General features: G+C 38.0%; 18 protein-coding genes and 1 tRNA gene. 11 read left to right on the forward strand and 8 right to left on the reverse strand.

Going from position 1 to position 19203, the window contains the following annotated elements; translation table 11 throughout:
* Positions 1-476: FKBP-type peptidyl-prolyl cis-trans isomerase (locus VLZ86_RS04560; RefSeq protein WP_325449193.1), on the forward strand; the 476-nt coding region annotated here is incomplete at its 5' end.
* Between the two features lie 483 nt (positions 477-959).
* Here VLZ86_RS04560 and VLZ86_RS04565 read toward each other — a convergent pair.
* On the reverse strand, positions 960-1196 hold the full coding sequence (locus VLZ86_RS04565) for a hypothetical protein (RefSeq protein ID WP_325449195.1): 237 nt from the start codon (positions 1194-1196) through the stop codon (positions 960-962).
* Positions 1184-1639 (reverse strand): SRPBCC family protein, encoded by a 456-nt coding sequence (locus VLZ86_RS04570; RefSeq protein WP_325449197.1) that lies wholly within the window; start codon positions 1637-1639, stop codon positions 1184-1186. The genes VLZ86_RS04565 and VLZ86_RS04570 overlap by 13 nt, the downstream gene beginning before the upstream one ends.
* A gap of 345 nt (positions 1640-1984) precedes the next feature.
* On the opposite strand from VLZ86_RS04570, the gene VLZ86_RS04575 reads away from it, so the two are divergent.
* The 7 genes from VLZ86_RS04575 to VLZ86_RS04605 all read left to right on the forward strand — a co-directional run bounded on the left by VLZ86_RS04575 (position 1985) and on the right by VLZ86_RS04605 (position 11525).
* Positions 1985-3934 (forward strand): peptidylprolyl isomerase, encoded by a 1950-nt coding sequence (locus VLZ86_RS04575; RefSeq protein WP_325449199.1) that lies wholly within the window; start codon positions 1985-1987, stop codon positions 3932-3934.
* A 34-nt stretch (positions 3935-3968) separates the two neighbouring features.
* Positions 3969-4781, forward strand: coding sequence for a peptidyl-prolyl cis-trans isomerase (locus VLZ86_RS04580; protein ID WP_325449201.1), 813 nt, complete (start codon positions 3969-3971; stop codon positions 4779-4781).
* Complete coding sequence (locus VLZ86_RS04585; protein WP_325449203.1) at positions 4765-6195, forward strand: peptidylprolyl isomerase; 1431 nt, start codon at positions 4765-4767, stop codon at positions 6193-6195. The genes VLZ86_RS04580 and VLZ86_RS04585 overlap by 17 nt, the downstream gene beginning before the upstream one ends.
* Before the next feature lies 1 nt (position 6196).
* Positions 6197-7150, forward strand: coding sequence for a MoxR family ATPase (locus tag VLZ86_RS04590; protein WP_325449205.1), 954 nt, complete (start codon positions 6197-6199; stop codon positions 7148-7150).
* Between the two features lie 40 nt (positions 7151-7190).
* Positions 7191-8300, forward strand: coding sequence for an acyltransferase (locus VLZ86_RS04595; protein WP_325449207.1), 1110 nt, complete (start codon positions 7191-7193; stop codon positions 8298-8300).
* A gap of 238 nt (positions 8301-8538) precedes the next feature.
* Positions 8539-10803 (forward strand): aconitate hydratase, encoded by a 2265-nt coding sequence (locus VLZ86_RS04600; protein WP_325449209.1) that lies wholly within the window; start codon positions 8539-8541, stop codon positions 10801-10803.
* A 155-nt stretch (positions 10804-10958) separates the two neighbouring features.
* Positions 10959-11525: a TlpA disulfide reductase family protein gene (locus tag VLZ86_RS04605; protein ID WP_325449211.1), complete on the forward strand. Its 567-nt coding sequence runs from the start codon at positions 10959-10961 to the stop codon at positions 11523-11525.
* On the opposite strand, the gene VLZ86_RS04610 is transcribed toward VLZ86_RS04605, so the two are convergent.
* The 6 genes from VLZ86_RS04610 to VLZ86_RS04635 all read right to left on the reverse strand — a co-directional run bounded on the left by VLZ86_RS04610 (position 11511) and on the right by VLZ86_RS04635 (position 16676).
* Positions 11511-12665 carry a lycopene cyclase family protein gene (locus tag VLZ86_RS04610; RefSeq protein ID WP_325449213.1) on the reverse strand — a complete coding sequence of 385 codons (1155 nt, stop codon included), beginning with the start codon at positions 12663-12665 and terminating at the stop codon, positions 11511-11513. The genes VLZ86_RS04605 and VLZ86_RS04610 overlap by 15 nt on opposite strands.
* A gap of 14 nt (positions 12666-12679) precedes the next feature.
* Positions 12680-13129: a beta-carotene hydroxylase gene (locus VLZ86_RS04615; RefSeq protein ID WP_325449215.1), complete on the reverse strand. Its 450-nt coding sequence runs from the start codon at positions 13127-13129 to the stop codon at positions 12680-12682.
* Positions 13130-13137: 8 nt separating this feature from the next.
* Complete coding sequence (locus tag VLZ86_RS04620; protein WP_325449217.1) at positions 13138-13977, reverse strand: phytoene/squalene synthase family protein; 840 nt, start codon at positions 13975-13977, stop codon at positions 13138-13140.
* The gene (locus VLZ86_RS04625) at positions 13961-15448 is read right to left on the reverse strand and encodes a phytoene desaturase family protein (protein ID WP_325449220.1); all 1488 of its coding nucleotides are present in this window, start codon (positions 15446-15448) and stop codon (positions 13961-13963) included. The genes VLZ86_RS04620 and VLZ86_RS04625 overlap by 17 nt, the downstream gene beginning before the upstream one ends.
* A 48-nt stretch (positions 15449-15496) precedes the next feature.
* The gene (locus VLZ86_RS04630; protein ID WP_325449222.1) at positions 15497-16396 is read right to left on the reverse strand and encodes a MerR family transcriptional regulator; all 900 of its coding nucleotides are present in this window, start codon (positions 16394-16396) and stop codon (positions 15497-15499) included.
* 196 nt (positions 16397-16592) lie between these two features.
* Positions 16593-16676, reverse strand: a tRNA-Leu gene (locus tag VLZ86_RS04635).
* Between the two features lie 332 nt (positions 16677-17008).
* Between VLZ86_RS04635 and VLZ86_RS04640 the strand changes: the two genes are divergently transcribed.
* The 3 genes from VLZ86_RS04640 to VLZ86_RS04650 all read left to right on the forward strand — a co-directional run bounded on the left by VLZ86_RS04640 (position 17009) and on the right by VLZ86_RS04650 (position 19074).
* Complete coding sequence (locus VLZ86_RS04640; protein WP_325449224.1) at positions 17009-17476, forward strand: hypothetical protein; 468 nt, start codon at positions 17009-17011, stop codon at positions 17474-17476.
* Between the two features lie 203 nt (positions 17477-17679).
* Complete coding sequence (locus VLZ86_RS04645; protein WP_325449226.1) at positions 17680-18327, forward strand: hypothetical protein; 648 nt, start codon at positions 17680-17682, stop codon at positions 18325-18327.
* Between the two features lie 12 nt (positions 18328-18339).
* Positions 18340-19074 carry a PRC-barrel domain-containing protein gene (locus VLZ86_RS04650; protein ID WP_325449228.1) on the forward strand — a complete coding sequence of 245 codons (735 nt, stop codon included), beginning with the start codon at positions 18340-18342 and terminating at the stop codon, positions 19072-19074.
* The last annotated feature ends 129 nt before the right edge of the window (positions 19075-19203 follow it).

Raw genomic sequence — 19203 nt, forward strand, 5'->3', positions numbered from 1 at the left:
AGATTGTTAGAGAAGGTCAAGAGGCAGAAGATTTCAATGCTATTGAGGCTTTTAGGACTTTTGAAGGCTCAAGAGAGAAGCGTATTGCAGAGGAACGCAAAGCAAAGGCGGCTGAACTCGATAAATTGGCAGCTGGATTTGAGCAGACAGAGAGCGGTTTACGTTATAAAATAATCAATAAAGGGAGCGGAAAAGCAGCAGAAAAAGGCAAAATGGTTTCTGTGCATTACAAAGGCCAATTGGCGGATGGTACTGTTTTTGATTCCTCATACAAGCGCAATCAACCACTAGATTTTCAAGTTGGTGTGGGTCAGGTCATCTCAGGATGGGACGAAGGGATTTGCTTGTTGCAAGTAGGTGATAAGGCCCGTTTGGTCATTCCGAGCGATTTGGGTTATGGTGCCCAAGGTGCTGGTGGCGTGATTCCTCCACATGCCATCTTGGTCTTTGACGTGGAATTGATGGCCGTAAAGTAAGCAGAGAACCCATCCCGATGTAACCGGGGTTGTGTGAATCGCTTCACTAATAGAATCAAGAATTAAGACTGCTTCGCTGATAGAATCAAGAGCCTAGACTGTTGTGCTAATGGAACCAGGACTGCGGCACTAATGGAATCAAGAGCACGCAATGAGTAGGTTCCAGAGATCAAATAGTGATTTATAATAAAAATAGTCCCATTTTTTAATGGGACTATTTTTGTTTATCCCAACGAAATCCATACGAATCTGGGTTTTTCAATCTATTCTAAAGATATTGTACAATACCTACAAACGGAATTCCAAAAAAAGTGCAAAGAATTGGTGGGGCTTAGTTAGACATAGCGCTTGATCCATTATGGAGACTCTGATCTTGTTAGGTATTGGGAGCATCAATTTTTTTACACTTGAAGTTTAGGGGTCTTGAAACTTTAATGTTTATCAGGTCTTTTTGGAGAGTTCTAAAGTGCAATTTATTGTTGGTTATTCTATATGCACCTGTCCACGATGCGGTTTTAAAGCATCTCTTATCGGTTTCATCTGATCTTCGGGGGTGATTAAAAAAGCAATGGCGTGAGATTCGTGGAGTGCTTCAAACCCAGTAGTTATACCTTCGTAATTTTCTGCGGCAACAAATTCATTTAAATGGATGGCATGGTGTTCTGCTATTTTTATGCCATCTGGACCTTTAAAATCCCAGATTAATTTTAGTTTACGCATACGGATATTCCTTTTTCGACAAAGTTCTTAAAATCTCTCATGTATTGCAAGGTTTGCTTTTTAAATGTATTTGGCATGAGGCCAAGCATCAGGCGCATTTTAAAGCTTAATGGAATAAACTCCGAGGTACAGGTCCACTTGGTGTGATTCTCAGAGGTAGCGGTAAAATAATTCTCCTGTTGGTTGTCCAACTCTTCAGCAGCATAGAGGGCATGAAATTCGTTTGGGAAATTTTTATGGGTGATGGTTTCCATTATCCCCACTTGACGTTTCCCGATTTTGAAATAGAGTTTCATTCTTGCACCAAATTCGCCCGGAATTCCAGAGAGGTGTTCCACGGCAACCAATCCACGTTGCCAATGTTTCATGTTTTCTGTCGAATTAAACTTTTTGGCACAAATTTCCAAAGGCGCTTCAATTACGATGTCAAGCGAAAATTTCATAACTAAGAAATAATGGTCATGTTTTTATAAAGGTACGGGCATTATACTAAGAATGCATGTCTTGAAGTCCAATAGCGTAAAAATACTGATGAAATGTTACTTGATCGTATGGAAATCGTCATCATTATAAAATTAAACGGGAGCCGTCCCCTAAATCCCTAATTAATATTCGGGTCTTGATATACTAAAAGCCAATGCGCTCCGTTTGAAAAAAGCAACTTGTTTAATGCACTAATTGTATTATTTTTGCAACCATTGTCAATCTGTTTTTAACAAGAAAATAGTGCGGTCCTTTCGACGTTGATAGAATTGCAGTATTTAAAATAACGATATCAAATTAGCATAATGAAATTATACATCAGTTTATTGTTGCTGGGGCTAACTGCCTTTGCAAACGCACAAGTGTCTGCTAAAGACGTGTTATTTACCGTTGATGACGAACCAATTAAGGCGGAGGAATTTATAAGGGTATACAATAAAAACCTCGATTTGGTAAAAGATGAAAGCCAAAAGGATATTGATGGGTATCTCAATCTTTTTGTCAACTACCAACTTAAAGTGAAAGAAGCCAAACGCATGGGATTGGATGAGGACACCAAATATATTAGGGAATTTTCGTCGTATAAAGATCAGTTGATCAAAAACTATCTTTCTGATTCAAAGGTGACAGAGGCGTTGATGAAAGAAGCTTATGACAGGATGGGCTACGATATAAAAGCGTCCCATATCTTGATCCGTTTGGATGAAAACGAAACCGATACCTTAAAGGTATATCAAGACTTATTGAAATTACGGGATCGAGTCAAGAAGGACGGTTTTGAAAAGGTAAAATCAGAAGTTCATGATGGTAAGACCGTTTTTGCCGAAGAGTTAGGTTATTTTTCAGCGTTTAAAATGGTCTATGAGTTTGAAAATGCTGCCTATAATACGAAGGTTGGTGATGTTTCTATGCCTTTTAGAACCCGCTTTGGTTACCACATTGTCAATGTAGAAGATAAAAGGGCCTCTCTTGGCGAGGTTACGGTAGCGCATATCATGGTCACTCCAAATGAAAAAGATAGCCTTTCAGATCCTGAAAAACGCATTCGTGAAATTTATAAGAAAATCAAACAAGGGGAGGACTTTGAATCCTTGGCCAAGCAGTTTTCTGACGATAAAAGTTCTTCCGGTAACGGTGGAGTATTAGCGCCTTTTACTGGCGGACAATTGAGCGCTCCGGAATTTGAGAAAGTGGCCTTTGGGATGACTAAAGTTGGCGCTATTTCTGAACCTTTCAAAACGAATTACGGATGGCATATTATTAAACTATTGGACAAAAAAGGGACGCCATCCTATGACGAGGTGAAATTTGATATCGAAAATAAAATTCAGCGCGATTCCCGCTCCAGCCTGATCAATACGTCTTTGGCAAATGATTTAAAGGCAAAGTATAATATTACCATAAATGAGAACGCGAAAGGCTATTTTGAATCCATTCTGAATTCTAATTTCTTTTCTCGTTCATGGACCTTGCCTAAAAATTTTGAAAAGGACCAAACCTTATTCATCATTGAAACGGATACCTTAAAGTACGACGATTTTGGGAAGCGCCTCCTGAGCATCCAAAAAGTGTATGCCGATCAAAAAATGCCCTATAAGACGGTGGTTGAAAAAGAATATAAAAACTTTGAGGAAGATGCTATTTTAAAATATCATAAAGAGAATTTGGAGTTTGAAAACGAAGAGTTCGCGCATATCTTGAAAGAATATAGGGATGGTTTGTTGTTGTTTGATCTCATGGAAAAGGAAGTGTGGAATGCTGCGGCTTCAGATACTATTGGACTACAAAATTATTACAAGACCCATAAAGATGATTATTTTTGGGAAGATCGTGTGGATGTTGTAATTGCTACGGCAGCCAAGGAAAATGATATCAAAACAGTGGCACGACATTTAAAAAGAGGCCAGTCTATAGATGATATCAGCAAAGAAATGAATACAGATAAGGAACAGAAAGTTATCTTTACCAAAGGAATCAGGCCATCAAATGATCCAAGTTTGCCTCAAGATGGGATTTTAAGAACGGGGCTTTCTAAAATTTATCATTACAATAATGCCTATCACGTTGTAAAAGTCAATGCATTATTGCCCAAAACCAACAAAACCTTTGACGAGGCGAAAGGTAAAATTATTAGTGATTATCAAAACACCTTGGAGGCCAATTGGCTGGAGTCGCTTAATGAGCGCTATGAGGTGAAGGTAAATGCTGACGTTTTACGCAAAGTAAAATCTGAAATCCAACCCAAAATTGATTAGAAACTCGATTTTTATACTTGCAATTTGCTGTTTTTTGGTCTCTTGCCAGTTTTTCAAGCAGACCGATAACCGAATTCCCATTGCGAGAGTTGGAGAGTCTTATCTCTATCACGAAGACGTTGAAGGTTTGGTAGCCGAAGGCACTTCTGTAGAAGACAGTACCCTTTTGGTGAATGGCTATATCACCCGATGGGCCACCCAGTTATTGCTAGTTGATGGAGCCAAAAGAAATCTGCCGGAAAAGACACAAAATGAATACAGCAAATTGGTCAATCAGTACCGGAATGATCTGTATACAAAAGCCTATGTAGAAACGTTGGTCAAACGAAATATTGATACTGCCGTTTCCATGTCTGAAGCTCTCAAGGTTTATGAAAGTAATAAAGAATCCTTTAAGCTTAATGAAGAGTTAATTAGGTTGAGGTATATCAATATTTCCCAAAATGCCATTAATAAGGAGGAGATTGAAAAGCGTTTCAAGAGATTTGATGAGAATGATAAACGCTATCTTGATTCTTTGAGCATTCAGTTCAAAAGTTATTTCTTAAATGATTCCGTATGGATCAATGCTGCTCAGGTGGCTGAAAAAATTCCGGTGGTGAATGCCGATAACAAAAAAGAACTGTTAAAAAAATCTAATTATATACAGCTCAAAGATTCATTAGGACTATATTTGATCCAAATTAATGAGGTCCTACAGCAAAATGATTATGCGCCCTTAGAATATGTAAAACCTACGGTCAATCAGATCATACTCAATCGTAGAAAATTAGAACTCATCAAGCAATTTGAAAAAGATATTACAAAAGATGCCATTAAAAACAATCAATTTGAAATTTACAACTAATCTTAAGTACGCATTAACCTTAGTTGTCCTATTATCCTTTACGTTTGCTTCTGCTCAGGAAGTTATTGAAGAAGGCGTTGTAGAAAAAGAAGTAGTAAAGGATACAGTGACCCATAAACGCGTTAAGATTGATGGTGTGGTTGCTGTTGTAGGCGATTATATTGTTCTGGACTCAGATCTTGACAAACAATTTGCACAGTTGGAAGCTTCAGGGGTTTCTAAATCTGATATGCCCAACCGCTGTCAATTATTTGGTAAGTTGCTGGAAGATAAACTATATGCACATCACGCTGTCCAAGATAGTATTGTGGTCAACGACTTGGAGATCCGTTCTCAGGTTGATCAGCAGTTTAACTATATCTTGGAACAAATGGACGGCAGTTTACCAAGAATGCTCAACTTTTATAACAAAGACACTGAAGAAAGCTTACGGGATGAAATGTTTGAAATCAACAAAAGTCAGCAGCTTGCAAGTAGAATGAAAGAGAAAATTGTGAGTGATATTGAGGTCACTCCTGAAGAAGTAAGACAGTATTTCAACGAGATTCCTAAAGAAGAGCGTCCGTTTTTTGGCACGGAATTAAAAGTGGCTCAAATTGTCATTATTCCTAAAATTTCAGATGCTGAAAAACAAAAAGTTGTGGCCAGGTTGAAAGAATTTAAGGAAGATGTCCTTGAAAGAGGCGCGAGCTTTACGTCAAAAGTTGTTTTATATTCTGATGATGTAGCATCACGTAAAACTGGAGGTTTATATACTTTAAACAGAAAGCGTCCACAGATGGTAAAAGAATTCAGGGATGTTGCATTTTCTATGCAAGAAGGTGAAATATCTGAACCTTTTGAAACTGATTTTGGATATCATATTATTTATTTAGAAAAAATAAGAGGTCAGGAATACGATGTCCGTCACGTTTTGCTTCGTCCGGAAGTCACTCAGGCGGCCATAAAAGAAGCGAAGGAAAAGATTGATTTGATCCGTAAACGCATCGTGGATGGTGAAATTACGTTTTCTCAAGCGGCAAGACAATTTAGTGATGAAGATGAAACCCGGAATGATGGCGGCCAGCTAATAAATCCACGTACCCAGGACTACAGTTTTGAATTGACCAAAATGGATCCAGAACTCTATACGCAAATTGAAAGTTTAAAGGATAATGAAGTCAGTTTGGTGCTTCAGGATGAAGACCGTATCAATCCGATAAAATTTAAGCTTTTGACCGTTACGGACAGAATAAATGAACATGAGGCAGATTTCTCAAAGGACTATCTGAAGATTAAGAATTTAACAGAACAAGACAAGCAATTCAAGGCCATTGAAAAATGGGTCGATGAGAAAGTGATGGACACCTATATCAATATTAATGGCGAATACAGAAACTGTGAATTTGAAAGTAATTGGTTAAAAAAGGGATAGTATGTCTGACGTTGCTGCGGTAGAACAGTTTGTAAAAAAATATAAAGCCTTAAGAATTGAAATTGCCAAAGTAATTGTCGGGCAGGATGAGGTGGTCAACCAAATCCTGATTTCGATCTTTTCCGGTGGTCATGCTTTGTTGATTGGTGTTCCAGGCTTGGCAAAAACATTAATGGTCAATACTATTGCCCAGGCTTTGGGCCTCGATTTCAAACGCATTCAATTCACTCCAGACTTAATGCCGAGTGATATTCTGGGGAGCGAGATTTTGGACGAGAACAGACAGTTTAAGTTTATCAAAGGTCCCATATTTGCAAATATCATTCTGGCCGATGAGATCAATAGAACCCCACCAAAAACACAGGCCGCATTGCTGGAAGCTATGCAGGAACGTTCAGTAACCGTAGCAGGGCACCATTACCAGTTAAGCTTACCTTATTTTGTATTGGCCACCCAAAACCCCATTGAGCAAGAAGGAACCTATCCTTTGCCAGAAGCACAGTTGGACCGTTTTATGTTTGCCATTCACTTAGAGTACCCTTCTTTTAAAGAAGAGGTTCAAGTAGTTAAAGCCACCACCACCGATTCTAAACCAACAGTCAATCCTTTATTCTCTGCCCAAGAGATCAATGATTTCCAAAGTTTGATCCGTCGTATTCCAGTGGCAGATAATGTCATTGAATATGCTGTGGCCATGGTTGGAAAAACACGGCCTAAAGACACTTCTGCCTCAGGATTGGTAAAAGAGTTTGTCGATTGGGGTGCAGGGCCAAGAGCTTCCCAAAACCTGATCTTGGCTGCTAAAACGCATGCTGCCATTAATGGTAAATTTTCTCCAGACATTGAAGATGTGCAAGCTGTGGCCAGTGGCATCCTCCGGCATAGGATCATCAAAAACTATAAGGCAGAAGCTGAGGGCATATCTGATGAGCAAATTATAAAGAGTTTGTTTTAGATTCCCGAAAGGCATAGTCAATGCCCCTTTAATCCGTTAAATGCAAAAAGAACGTAATTTTGGATTGGATTTAGTTAGAGCCATTGCTATTACATTAGTTGTGGCATCGCATTCAACCTTTCTTTTTACTAGACATACCGATAATATAGTTGTGATTTTGATGAGAACCATGGGCGCCGTTGGCGTTGATTTGTTTTTTGTCCTGAGTGGTTTTTTAATTGGAGGTATATTGCTAAAACAGATTGATCAAAAGCGCACTAAATTCGCTAATTTAATAACCTTCTGGAAACGTCGTTGGTGGAGAACTTTACCCAACTACTTCTTGATGCTCCTCATAAATATTATTATCTTCTATATCTTTTCAAAAGACCTCCCAGAAACTATAGGCTCATATTTTATGTTTCTTCAAAACTTTTCAACTGCCCAAGCCGGCTTTTTTACCGAATCCTGGAGCTTGTCTATTGAAGAATACGCCTATTTGGTTTTGCCCTTTTTTATCTATTGTGGGTTTGTGTTTTTTAAAAACCGAGACCATTCTGTTTTTATATGGGCTACCCTGACCATTATTTTTATTGGATTATTATTGAAACTCCAATTCTATCTCAATGCTGATCTAGTCACCCAGAAGAATTGGAGCGCTATGTTCAGAAAAGTAGTGATTTATAGATTGGATTCCATTTATACTGGATTTGTGTTGGTGTATTTGATGCGCCATTGGCCCACTTCATTTCAAAGGAATAAAAACCGACTTATAATTTTAGGTGCCAGTATCTTCGTGGGCATGCACCTTCTCATTTATTTATTGAAAGTCCAACCAGAGAGCCATTTATATTTTTACGTTTTTATGTACCTCCCTCTAATTTCGATAAGCTGTGCTTTGGCTTTTCCATTTGCTTTAGGGATGAAAAGAAGTAAACTATTTGGCGGTCTTGTTTATTTTGTGAGTACTAGATCCTATGCCATTTATCTCATAAATTTTTCCGCCATTTTATTGTGCTTCTATTATTTAGTTGATTTTAAATCGGCCTCTTTACTTTTTAAAATTGGCATATGTACCTTGTATTTGATCTTAACCCTGGGCATTTCAAATCTGGTTTATACCTATTTTGAGAAGCCAATATTGAATTATCGGGATAGAAATGTGAAATAAATTCTCTTAATTTTCATTTTTGATTGCTTATCTCTTTCTCTAAAATACTAAATCGCTATTTTATCCGTATCAATTTTGTCAAATTCCCTATTTCGTAAGCTTATTTGTAATGTTTATTGAAGGATATCTAATCTTTATTTGATTCCATTAGAGATTTTTAAAAGTCTCTTAAATTTTGTAAATTTGCACTCCGAGACTTCGGGAAATAAAAATAAACATCAACCTTAAAATATACTCTATGGCATTCGATATTGACATGATTAAAAAAGTTTACAAAACTATGCCTGAACGTGTGGACAAAGCGCGTCAGATTGTTGGTAAGCCTTTAACTTTATCTGAAAAGATCTTATACGCCCACCTTTGGGACGGCAATCCGACAACCGCTTTTAAAAGAGGGAAGGATTATGTAGATTTTGCTCCGGACCGGATTGCATTGCAGGATGCTACAGCGCAAATGGCACTGTTGCAGTTTATGCAAGCAGGAAAACCTAAAGTTGCAGTTCCTACCACAACACATTGTGACCACTTGATTCAAGCAAAGCAAGGTGCAGCGCCTGATTTAAAACGGGCTAATGAAACGAGCAGTGAAGTTTTTGATTTTTTAGCGTCAGTATCTAATAAGTATGGTATCGGTTTTTGGAAACCAGGTGCGGGTATTATTCACCAAGTCGTTTTAGAAAATTATGCGTTTCCTGGAGGAATGATGATCGGTACCGATTCGCATACTGTAAATGCAGGTGGATTGGGAATGGTGGCTATTGGTGTTGGTGGCGCAGATGCTGTTGACGTGATGGCCGGAATGGCATGGGAATTGCGATTTCCTAAGCTTATTGGGGTGAAGTTGACCGGAAACTTAAACGGGTGGACGGCTTCTAAAGACGTGATCTTGAAAGTGGCTGGAATTTTAACCGTGAAAGGCGGTACGGGTGCCATTGTTGAATATTTTGGACCTGGTGCAAAGAACTTGTCTTGTACAGGAAAAGGGACCATTTGTAATATGGGGGCTGAAATTGGGGCTACTACTTCTACTTTTGGTTATGACGATTCTATGGAGCGTTTCTTGAGAGCGACAGACCGTAATGAGGTTGCTGATGAAGCCAACAAAATCCGTGAGTATTTGACAGGAGATCCTGAAGTTTATGAAAACCCTGAGGCCTATTTTGATCAAGTTATTGAGATTAATTTAGATACTTTGCGTCCGCACTTAAACGGACCGTTTACACCAGATTTGGCAACGCCGGTTGGAGAACTTGGTAAACTTGCAAGAGAAAAAGGATGGCCAATTAAAGTAGAGTGGGGCCTGATTGGATCCTGTACCAACTCCTCTTATGAAGACTTGACCCGTGCTGCTTCCATTGCGAAACAAGCCGTTGATAAAAATATAAAAGCAAAATCAGACTTTGGAATCAATCCTGGTTCTGAGCAAATCCGCTTCACCGCAGAACGAGACGGTATTTTAAAAATATTTGAAGATTTAGATGCGACTATTTTCACCAATGCCTGTGGACCATGTATTGGACAGTGGGATAGAAGTGATTTAAAAGGTGATGAGAAAAATACGATTGTACACTCCTTCAACCGTAACTTCTCAAAACGTGCTGATGGTAACCCAAACACACACGCTTTTGTGGGCTCTCCAGAAATGGTGGCTGCCATTGCGATTTCGGGACGTTTGGATTTTGATCCGATGAATGACTACTTGATCAATGAAGATGGGGAACAAGTAAGATTGGATCCACCAAAAGGTATTGAGCTGCCGCCAAGAGGTTTTGACGTAGAAGATGCCGGGTATGTAGAGCCAGTTGAAGACGGTAGCAAAGTAGATGTATCGGTTAGTCCAACATCTGAACGTTTGCAATTGTTAGAACCGTTCAAACCTTTGGGGAATAAAATTACTGGAGCAAAACTGTTGATCAAAGCTTTTGGCAAATGTACTACGGACCATATTTCTATGGCTGGACCATGGTTACGTTATAGAGGCCATTTGGATAATATCTCCAACAATATGCTTATTGGGGCCGTAAATGCTTTTGGGATGAAGACCAATTTTATTAAAAACCAATTGACGGGTGAGTATGGTGGAGTTCCTGATGTGGCGAGAGATTATAAAGCCAAAGGGGTCCCTACCATTGTAGTGGGCGACCATAATTACGGTGAAGGTTCTTCACGTGAGCATGCAGCCATGGAACCAAGACACTTGGGTGTTGCGGCAGTATTGGTGAAATCTTTTGCACGTATCCATGAAACAAACCTTAAAAAACAAGGGATGTTAGGTTTAACTTTCGCTAATGAAAGTGATTACGATTTGATTCAGGAAGATGACACCATCAATTTCTTGGACTTAGATCAATTTGCGCCGGATAAACCACTTCATATAGAGTTTGTACATGCAGATGGCAGTAAAGATGTGATCAAAGTGAACCACACGTACAATCAGCAACAAATTGATTGGTACAATGAAGGTTCTGCTTTGAACTTGATTAAAAAACAAAGCGCATCTTAAGTTTATAAGCTTACTAATTTAATAAAAACTCCCGATGATTATTGGGAGTTTTTTATTCCCATTGGGTTTTAATATCCTGAGGCTTGTCTTGATCGAAAAGACAATTTCTTATTCATACCTTGTGGACATGCCTTGAGGTTCTTGATTTTATAACAATGAAAATATCAAAAAGTCAACGTAGTAATATCATCTTTCTTGTGATCATTTTGTTACTCGTCATTCCGCAAACGCGACATCCTATCCAAGTTTTTTTGCAGAAAGGTTTGGCCATGTTCAGTCCTTCGGTTATTGATGAAGAAAAACGTATTGTCCTGACCGATTATAACTGGCAACTGGTAGACGAAAACGGCGTGTCCTATAACTTTAACGACGCTAAAGGGAAAGTAGTATTTATCAATTTCTGGGCCACCTGGTGTCCGCCCTGCATTGCAGAAATGCCAAGTATGGAAAAGCTATATCAAGACTATAAGGATGAGGTTGTTTTCCTATTTGTTTCGAATGAAACACAAGAGGTCATCTCCAAATTCAAGACTAAGCATGACTATGAATTTTTAGTGCATGCTTCATTGACTGCACATCCGGTGCAGTTGGAAACGTCTTCCATTCCACGGACTTTTGTCATAGATCAACAAGGTCATATCGTTATTGATAAAACCGGTGCGGCCGATTGGAACAGTAAAAGTGTAAGGAAATTAATGGATGATTTGTTACGGCTTGAATAATACTTTAAAAAAAGCCTTTATAAAGGCCATTGAAAAAAGTGACTTCATAATGGCGAGGTCTTCTGAGAACGTCGTCTCTTCATCTAAGAATCTGAACATGGTTCTAATCGTGTTTTTGGAATAGAAACTTTCAAAAATCCACACGCCTTTTTCGTTTTCATCGTGGAGTACTTTTAGGAAAATCTTATCGTAAAACTTGAATTTCTTTTTGAAGAGGTGGTGTGACGGGTTTTTCCCTGCTTTAATATTGGTGATCACTTTGGACACATTCTTTTCAGTATGTTTAAAAGAATAGCCCGTAGAGCCTTTTACCCAACCGCCTCCTGTGCCAATTTTAGTAATGTTTTTTGTGTGGTAGTTCCAGAACGCGAAATCGGTCATCGGGATGTTACCAACCTCAGTTTCCAGAATTTCAAAGTTACTTAAATTGTATTCACTTTTGAGGTAGGTTTTCAAAGCCGTTTCATAAACGTCATTTTCCACAAGAAATGGCGTGAAAAATGTGTATTCAACCAAGGCTTTCGTTTCAGAAAATGGCAAGACATAGATAAAACTGGTGGAATCTTTATATTGAAACCTGTAATCCATCATGGTAAAGACTTCGGGTTGAAAGCAAGCGGATTTCGTTTCAATAATCCAACCTTTAAAATGCTGATGGATTAAAGTGTAATGGGATTGCTCAGAGTAAAATTCCTTGGGCACTCTACTATCGAAAACGTGTTTTGCTGAATAGTTTTGGTGTTCACCTATAATTTCCAAATCGGCGGAATCTTTAATTTCCTGAACGGTATCTAAAATGAACTTGAAATTTGCTTTGGATGAAAGTTCGCGTTTTGCCCAGGTGTAAAAATCAATGGCTCTGATGGTTTTATAATGGTATGCTTTGAGAGGAAGCGTCAAGGAGATTTTAGGAGATTCAAATTTTGCAGTGTGCCAAACCTTTTCCACAATGGCGTCAAATTTTCCTTGACCTTGTTCCCAAAAGCTCCAAGTTTTGTCGTTTTCCGATTTTTCGGAGGGATCAATAAGACCAATCCTATAAGTCGCAAAAAAAGGGTCCTTTGACAGTTCTAAGGCTAATTGCAATCCGGCTAGACCATTTCCAATAATGAGATAATCAAAATGGTTATCGTTCTGCATAGATGAAAGGTCGTTTATTTTTTGAAGTATTTAAAGGGGACTATCAGCATCCCAAAACATTCTCCATCTTCTTTTCCCAAATGCTTGTGGTGCATTTTATGGGCGCGCCTCACCCCTTTGGCATAGCGATTATTGGCGTTTCTAAAGATTTTAAAACGTTGATGGATAAAAATATCATGTACGATAAAATAGGCAATGCCGTAAGCTAAAATACCCAGGGCAAGCGGAAGGCAGTACCAAAGATCTTCATAACTCCATAGATAAAATAAGGTCATGCTCACAATGGCGTAGAAAATAAAGAAAATATCATTGCGTTCAAACCAACTTTTATGGTCTTTTTTGTGATGGTCTTTATGAAGGCTCCATAAAAAACCATGCATAATGTATTTATGGGTAAACCAGGCATTAAATTCCATAATGGCAAAAGTGCCAAAAAATATGAGTATCCAAAGAAAAACTTGCATGGTCAAACTTACATTAAATTGAGTTGATATTTGACGTAACTCCGAGTCAAAAGTTCGAATTTTTTGTAATTGGGCACGCGTATTCGAGTGGACTTAATATCCAATGCCGGGGTGCTTTTGAGTTTTTTGAGGAGTTGGAAATAGTAACGATAGGCCATAAAGACACCAAATTTTGCCTCAATCGGGAGTTCTTTTATACCTTGAAAACCTAGAGAAAAATCGGTTTCGATATCTTCAATAATCCGTTGTTTGGATTTTTCATCCAAGTGATTCAAATTGGTGTTGGGAAAATAGGTTCGGCTTAAATCTTCGTAATCGGCTTTTAAATCTCTTAGAAAGTTCACTTTTTGAAACGCAGAACCTAAACTCATGGCGCTCTCCTTTAAATGCTCATACTTGTCCCGGTCACCTTTTACAAAAACTTTTAGGCACATCAGTCCAACCACATCGGCAGAACCATAGATGTACATTTTATAATCGGCTTCCGTTAGGTAATCACTTTTGTGTAAATCAAGTCGCATGCTACTCATAAAAGAAGTCACCAGGTGTTTGTCAATATTATATTTGTGAAAGGTTTCCTGAAAGGCATTTAAAATAGGGTTTAAACTGATTTTATGCTGAAGCGCGAGTTCCAGGTCTTCCTCAAACCGATTGAAAAGGACTTCTTTGTCATAGTCATGAAAAGAATCGACAATCTCATCTGCAAAGCGCACAAAGCCATAGATATTGTAAATATCCTGTCTTATACTTTGTGCCAACATTTTGGTGGCCAAAGAAAATGACGTACTGTACGCATTTGTAACTGCCATACTGCATTGGTGTGAAACGATGTCAAATAGCGCTTTCATGAGCTTTGAGGGTATGATGTTTTTTTATCAGTTCGGCAACCAGTTTTCCTGAAATCAAGGAGGGCGGCACTCCTGGACCAGGAACCGTAAGCTGGCCGGTGAAATAAAGATTGGTCACTTTTTTACTCTTTAATTTTGGTCTTAGAAAGGCCGTTTGCATGAGCGTGTTCGCCATTCCATACGCATTGCCTTTGTAAGAATTATAATCATCTATAAAGTCCTTCACGCAGAAGGATTCCTTAAATATAATATTATTTTTCACGATTTGCGAAGTTAAGTTTTCAAAACGTTGGATTATTTTGTCGAAATAAATCGATCGTAATTCTGCAGTGTCCTCTAGACCAGGTGCGAGCGGAATTAAAAATATTCCAGCCTCCTGACCTTCGGGCGCCACGCTTTTATCGGTTAAAGACGGAAAGCTTGCATAGAATAATGGATTTTCTGGCCATCTAGGAGTGTCATAAATTTCCTTGGCATGCGTTTCAAAATCGACGTCAAAAAACAAGGTGTGATGGTTGACGTTCTTTATCTTTTTGTCAAACGCCACATAAAAAAGGAGGGAAGATGGTGCGAAAATTTTCTTTTCCCAATACGCTTCAGAGTATTGACGGTATTTTTTATCCAATAAGGTTTCAGAATGGTGGTAATCTGCGCCACTCAAAACAATATCGCAACGATAAGTTTCGCCATTGAAGACCATTCCTGTTGCTTTTTTATTGGTAACGAGAATTTTATCAATGGCGGTTTCTGTTTTAATAGTGACTCCCAAATCTCTAGCAAGTTTTTCCATGGCCAGGATCACTTCATACATGCCTTTTTTTGGATGAAAAGTGCCAATCCCGAAATCGGCATAATTCATGAAACTATAAAAGGATGGCGTGTTGTCAGGTTTGGCACCGAGAAAAAGTACTGGAAATTCGAGGATTTTTGCCAGGCGGTCGTTTTTAAATTCTTTACGTACGTCTTTTTTAATGGTACTAAAAAATTGATCTAGTTTTTTTATGGTCACAGGAGTCATCAACTCAAAAGGGGAGACGCCTGGTCTGTAAACCAAATCCTTTATGGCCACGTCATAATTATGTTGCGCGTTGGCAATGAATTTTTTCAGCTTTTGGGAACTTCCGGGTTCTTCTTTTTCAAAGGTTTTACAAATTTTTTCCAAAGTGTCTTCAATGGTGATGAAATCGTCCTTTGCAAAATAAACGCTATAGGCAGGATTTAATTTTTCCAACTGATAGTAATCGGACGGATGTTTTCCAAAATCGGCAAAAAAACGTTCAAACACATCTGGCATCCAATACCATGTGGGGCCAATATCAAAAGTAAAGCCCTCCTTTTTGAGTTGCCGTGCCCTTCCGCCAATAGTCTTGTTTTTTTCAAAAATGGTGACGGCATGACCTTCTTTTGCGAGGTAGCATGCTGCAGATAATGCAGAGAACCCTGACCCAATTATAGCTATATGTAATCTCATTGTTTAACAAAAGTAAATAAAAGTTAAACAAGAAACAATTCTAACGCGTTAAATCGTTGCAATTAAACTGTCTATTGTTTGAAATGTTTTAATATTTTCCGGTAAACTCTTTAAATCAATATGTTGGCTCATCTGGCCGAGGATCCATAATTTGTGATTCTTGCCGGAGAGAAGTTGTTCATGGAAATCGGCAAGATAGCTGGAAAGTTCATCTTTCGAAGGTCTAACGGTAAAGTAGGAAATGAAGGTTACCTGTTCATAATAGGCCAACACATCGGTTAAACTTGGTATAGGGACACTGGCCCCTAGAAAAATGGAACGTTGGCCTCTCGCTACAAGCTCATAATTGATGAACATCAAGCCTATTTCATGGATTTCGTTATCTGGAAGGAAAAGAACGAAGGCATTATTGTGTTCTATTTTTATTTTGGGTTGTAGCAGCTCCGTATTTACCAAAACTTTTTGTTTGATGAGCGACGAAATAAAATGTTCGTGCGCTGGGGTAATGGTATCTGTTTGCCATAACATGCCTATTTCTGAAAGGAAGGGAATAAAGACTTCATAAAACAACTCTCGAAATGATTTGGTTTTGATCAGGCCATTATAGGTCTCATAAAATAGTTCCTGGTCAAAATCCAACATGGCCAATTTTAAAGTATTTATGGCGTGGTTTTTTACATGGCCTTTACTCGCCAATTCGCGCACTTGATCATGAATTTCGGGGGTCTTTAAAGAAGCTATTTTTGAAATTTTAAACCCATTATTGTTAAGAAAGCTAATGTTTAGCAGTTTTTGAAGATGGCTTAAATTATAAAATCTAATATTCGTATCGGTGCGTTCGGGTTCGAGCAACTCATAACGTTTTTCCCAAATACGGATGGTGTGCGCTTTTATTCCAGTTAGGTTTTCCAGGTCCTTAATGCTGAAGATCGTTTTAATATTGTTCATTCTTTTTCGAAAAGTATAAAACAAAATTAAGCTAATTTATGATATGATGTAAAAGGAATGTATTTAATTAGTGAAATAGGAAAGGATGGACTTAGAAAACTGCTAATCTTTTTTAGAGTGACTTTACAGATTTTACTGGTAATCCTTATTAAAAAGATTAAAGTAGGTCCATTAAGAAGCAATGGATGATGCATTGTGCGCACGAGAAGACTCGAACTTCCACGACCTAATGGTCACCAGCCCCTCAAGCTGGCACGTCTACCAATTCCGCCACGTGCGCATTAAATAATTTGTCATTGGATGTGAATGTCAATCGATTAACCAACTTTCTATGTTTTGTTTGGTATACAAAACTAAATCCAAAATAACTTTTGCGGTGCAAATATAAAAAATCAATTATTTTATTAACGATATTTTCAATTTACTTTTCAGGAGTGCTCATTATAATATGAAAATAAATGATCTATTTGCTAATTATCCGATGCTAACTCCTTAATAATTAATACTCCATCTTCTGTCGGCTTTTTTCATTACAGGCAACTTTTTTAGCAATTGAGAAAAGGAACATGGTTTCTTAGCTGTAATTTTATGCTGAACCTTAAAACAGAACCCATGAACTATTATAACAAATTATCAGCTATCTGCTTTTTGGCGTTACTCATGTCCTGTGATTTTAGTAAAAATAATTCTCCGGATCATAGTACTCCAGGAAGGACGGTTCCTGAAAATAAAGAAATAACCAACACCACCAATTATAAATCTACAGGCAATTTTGATGCAGTGGATGAAAATTCCATCGGTACGGATAAAGTTACCGATAGTTTAAGTGAGAATTGGAATTTGGACAATCCGAAAAGAAAGGAAGATCTCTATGAAACTTTTGATATGACGGAAGATCAAATTCAGAAGTATGAAAATGCCATACAGACTTGGAAAGAATCTGACCAGGCCGATGCTTTTAAATTGCTATCTGCGAATGCAAAAATAAAGGAGGAAGATAAAATATTAAAGGACATATTAAGCGACAGCCAATATAAACGTTATCAAAAATGGTCTAGGGCCAATGATTTGAGACGATAAATGTTTTCAATAGATCATCTCTCTAGAATTTTGCGCATAAACCTAGGGAACTTGTCATCTAAGTTTTAGACTATAAATAAATTAAGCTTATCGGGTCAAAACTTTTATTGAATGAGCATAGGCATTGGCTAGGGTAATGGTAACTTGAATAATACACCATGAGGTGATTACATATAAATTCCAATTAACTTAAAAACAAAATTATGGCAGAGATAAAAATTGAAAAGAAAAAACCCGTTTGGCCTTGGATTCTAGCAATTCTGGTCATATTAGGTATTATTGCCTATTTCATTTATGAGAATCCGGACCGTGATCATTTAACTGATGACTTTGATGATGATACTACCAATGAGCAGGTCATGGAAAGTGAGAGCAGACCATTGGACACAGTGGGCACACGAAAAGATTATCAAGTAGGCAGTTCCTACGATCAGTATGCCGCTTTTGAAGGCTCAATTCGTGATTCTACGCGTATTGCACTAGATTCGTCGTATACTAAAAAAGCCTACTACAATTTGTCAAAAGCGGTTGCTAAAAAAGCTGAAGAAAATAACGTAGATAATTCTCAAGCCTTAACTGATTTGCAGAATTTCTCGATGTTGATCACCAAGGTTTCCAGTCCGTTAAGTAGTTCGGAGAATGCTAAAAACTTTAAAACGGCGAGTGATAAGGTTGCAAAAGTACTGGAAGACATTCAAGTTAAGAGTTATCCGCAGCTGCAATCTCAAATCGCTGATTTAAAACAAGTGACCTCAAAAATGGATGGATCTATTAGTATGGATAAACAACAAGCGAACATCACCCAATTTTTACAAAAGAGTCGTGATGTCTTAAAGGCAATGAACAATTAAAACCTGAATATTATGGCAGAACAAAATAAACACCTCTATTATATAAACGAACTTTCTGATTATAAAATATCAGATGGATATCCTGATGTTAGAGGCTGGGATGTAAAGGATATAGACAACCGTGTCATTGGTAAAGTGGATGATCTTTTAGTCAATAAAGATGCTGAACGCGTAGTTTACCTTGATGTTGAAGTGGACAAAAGCATTATAGATGCCAAATACGATCCTTACGGAAGACCTACACAAATGGAAGTTAGGGAGTTTGTAAATAAGGATGGCGAGAACCATATCATTATTCCTATTGGATTGGTCGATTTGAATGAAGATTCGAATTACGTCTACACAGAAATTATAGACCATCGCACATTTGCGGAAACCAAGAGGTATGAAAAAGGCGCCAACATCAATAGAAGTTATGAAAATCAAGTGTTGGGCTCTTATCAACGCAGACACAAAGAAAATGCCGATGCTGAAAGTTTAAATGTCTTTAAGGATGAACACCGCCTGCGTGAAATTGTCCGTGATGAAATTAGAAAATACCATCGTGATATGGATAAAAATACAACTTATGGATCGACAGAACCTTACGATTCATCAAGACGTGGAGTTGATGACGATGTCTTTATGGATGACGACCTGGAGTTGAGTCAAAGACGGTCGAATGACGATGTCTATGACGATGATCGATTTTATGATCGTAAGGAATTCGAAGACAGACGTTTTAAAAAGCGAACACCAGGATTATAAGACATCCACTTTATTAGAATAAATATGAAAAGAGAATTTGCCATTGGTGAGTTCTCTTTTTTTTATCGAAACTCAAACCCAAAAGCGAGCGCATTTGGGTTTTCTGGTTGAACTAATCCCCAAACCCAG

It is taken from the genome of Gelidibacter sp. (genome assembly GCF_035515035.1).
Classification (GTDB): domain Bacteria; phylum Bacteroidota; class Bacteroidia; order Flavobacteriales; family Flavobacteriaceae; genus Gelidibacter.

Excerpts from the sequence above, each read along its gene's own strand:
- VLZ86_RS04565 (WP_325449195.1), bottom strand. The coding sequence starts at position 1,196 with ATGCGTAAACTAAAATTAATCTGGGATTTTAAAGGTCCAGATGGCATA.
- VLZ86_RS04570 (WP_325449197.1), bottom strand. The coding sequence starts at position 1,639 with ATGAAATTTTCGCTTGACATCGTAATTGAAGCGCCTTTGGAAATTTGT.
- VLZ86_RS04575 (WP_325449199.1), top strand. The coding sequence starts at position 1,985 with ATGAAATTATACATCAGTTTATTGTTGCTGGGGCTAACTGCCTTTGCA.
- VLZ86_RS04590 (WP_325449205.1), top strand. The coding sequence starts at position 6,197 with ATGTCTGACGTTGCTGCGGTAGAACAGTTTGTAAAAAAATATAAAGCC.
- VLZ86_RS04595 (WP_325449207.1), top strand. The coding sequence starts at position 7,191 with ATGCAAAAAGAACGTAATTTTGGATTGGATTTAGTTAGAGCCATTGCT.
- VLZ86_RS04600 (WP_325449209.1), top strand. The coding sequence starts at position 8,539 with ATGGCATTCGATATTGACATGATTAAAAAAGTTTACAAAACTATGCCT.
- VLZ86_RS04605 (WP_325449211.1), top strand. The coding sequence starts at position 10,959 with ATGAAAATATCAAAAAGTCAACGTAGTAATATCATCTTTCTTGTGATC.
- VLZ86_RS04610 (WP_325449213.1), bottom strand. The coding sequence starts at position 12,665 with ATGCAGAACGATAACCATTTTGATTATCTCATTATTGGAAATGGTCTA.
- VLZ86_RS04615 (WP_325449215.1), bottom strand. The coding sequence starts at position 13,129 with ATGCAAGTTTTTCTTTGGATACTCATATTTTTTGGCACTTTTGCCATT.
- VLZ86_RS04620 (WP_325449217.1), bottom strand. The coding sequence starts at position 13,977 with ATGAAAGCGCTATTTGACATCGTTTCACACCAATGCAGTATGGCAGTT.
- VLZ86_RS04625 (WP_325449220.1), bottom strand. The coding sequence starts at position 15,448 with ATGAGATTACATATAGCTATAATTGGGTCAGGGTTCTCTGCATTATCT.
- VLZ86_RS04630 (WP_325449222.1), bottom strand. The coding sequence starts at position 16,396 with ATGAACAATATTAAAACGATCTTCAGCATTAAGGACCTGGAAAACCTA.
- VLZ86_RS04640 (WP_325449224.1), top strand. The coding sequence starts at position 17,009 with ATGAACTATTATAACAAATTATCAGCTATCTGCTTTTTGGCGTTACTC.
- VLZ86_RS04645 (WP_325449226.1), top strand. The coding sequence starts at position 17,680 with ATGGCAGAGATAAAAATTGAAAAGAAAAAACCCGTTTGGCCTTGGATT.
- VLZ86_RS04650 (WP_325449228.1), top strand. The coding sequence starts at position 18,340 with ATGGCAGAACAAAATAAACACCTCTATTATATAAACGAACTTTCTGAT.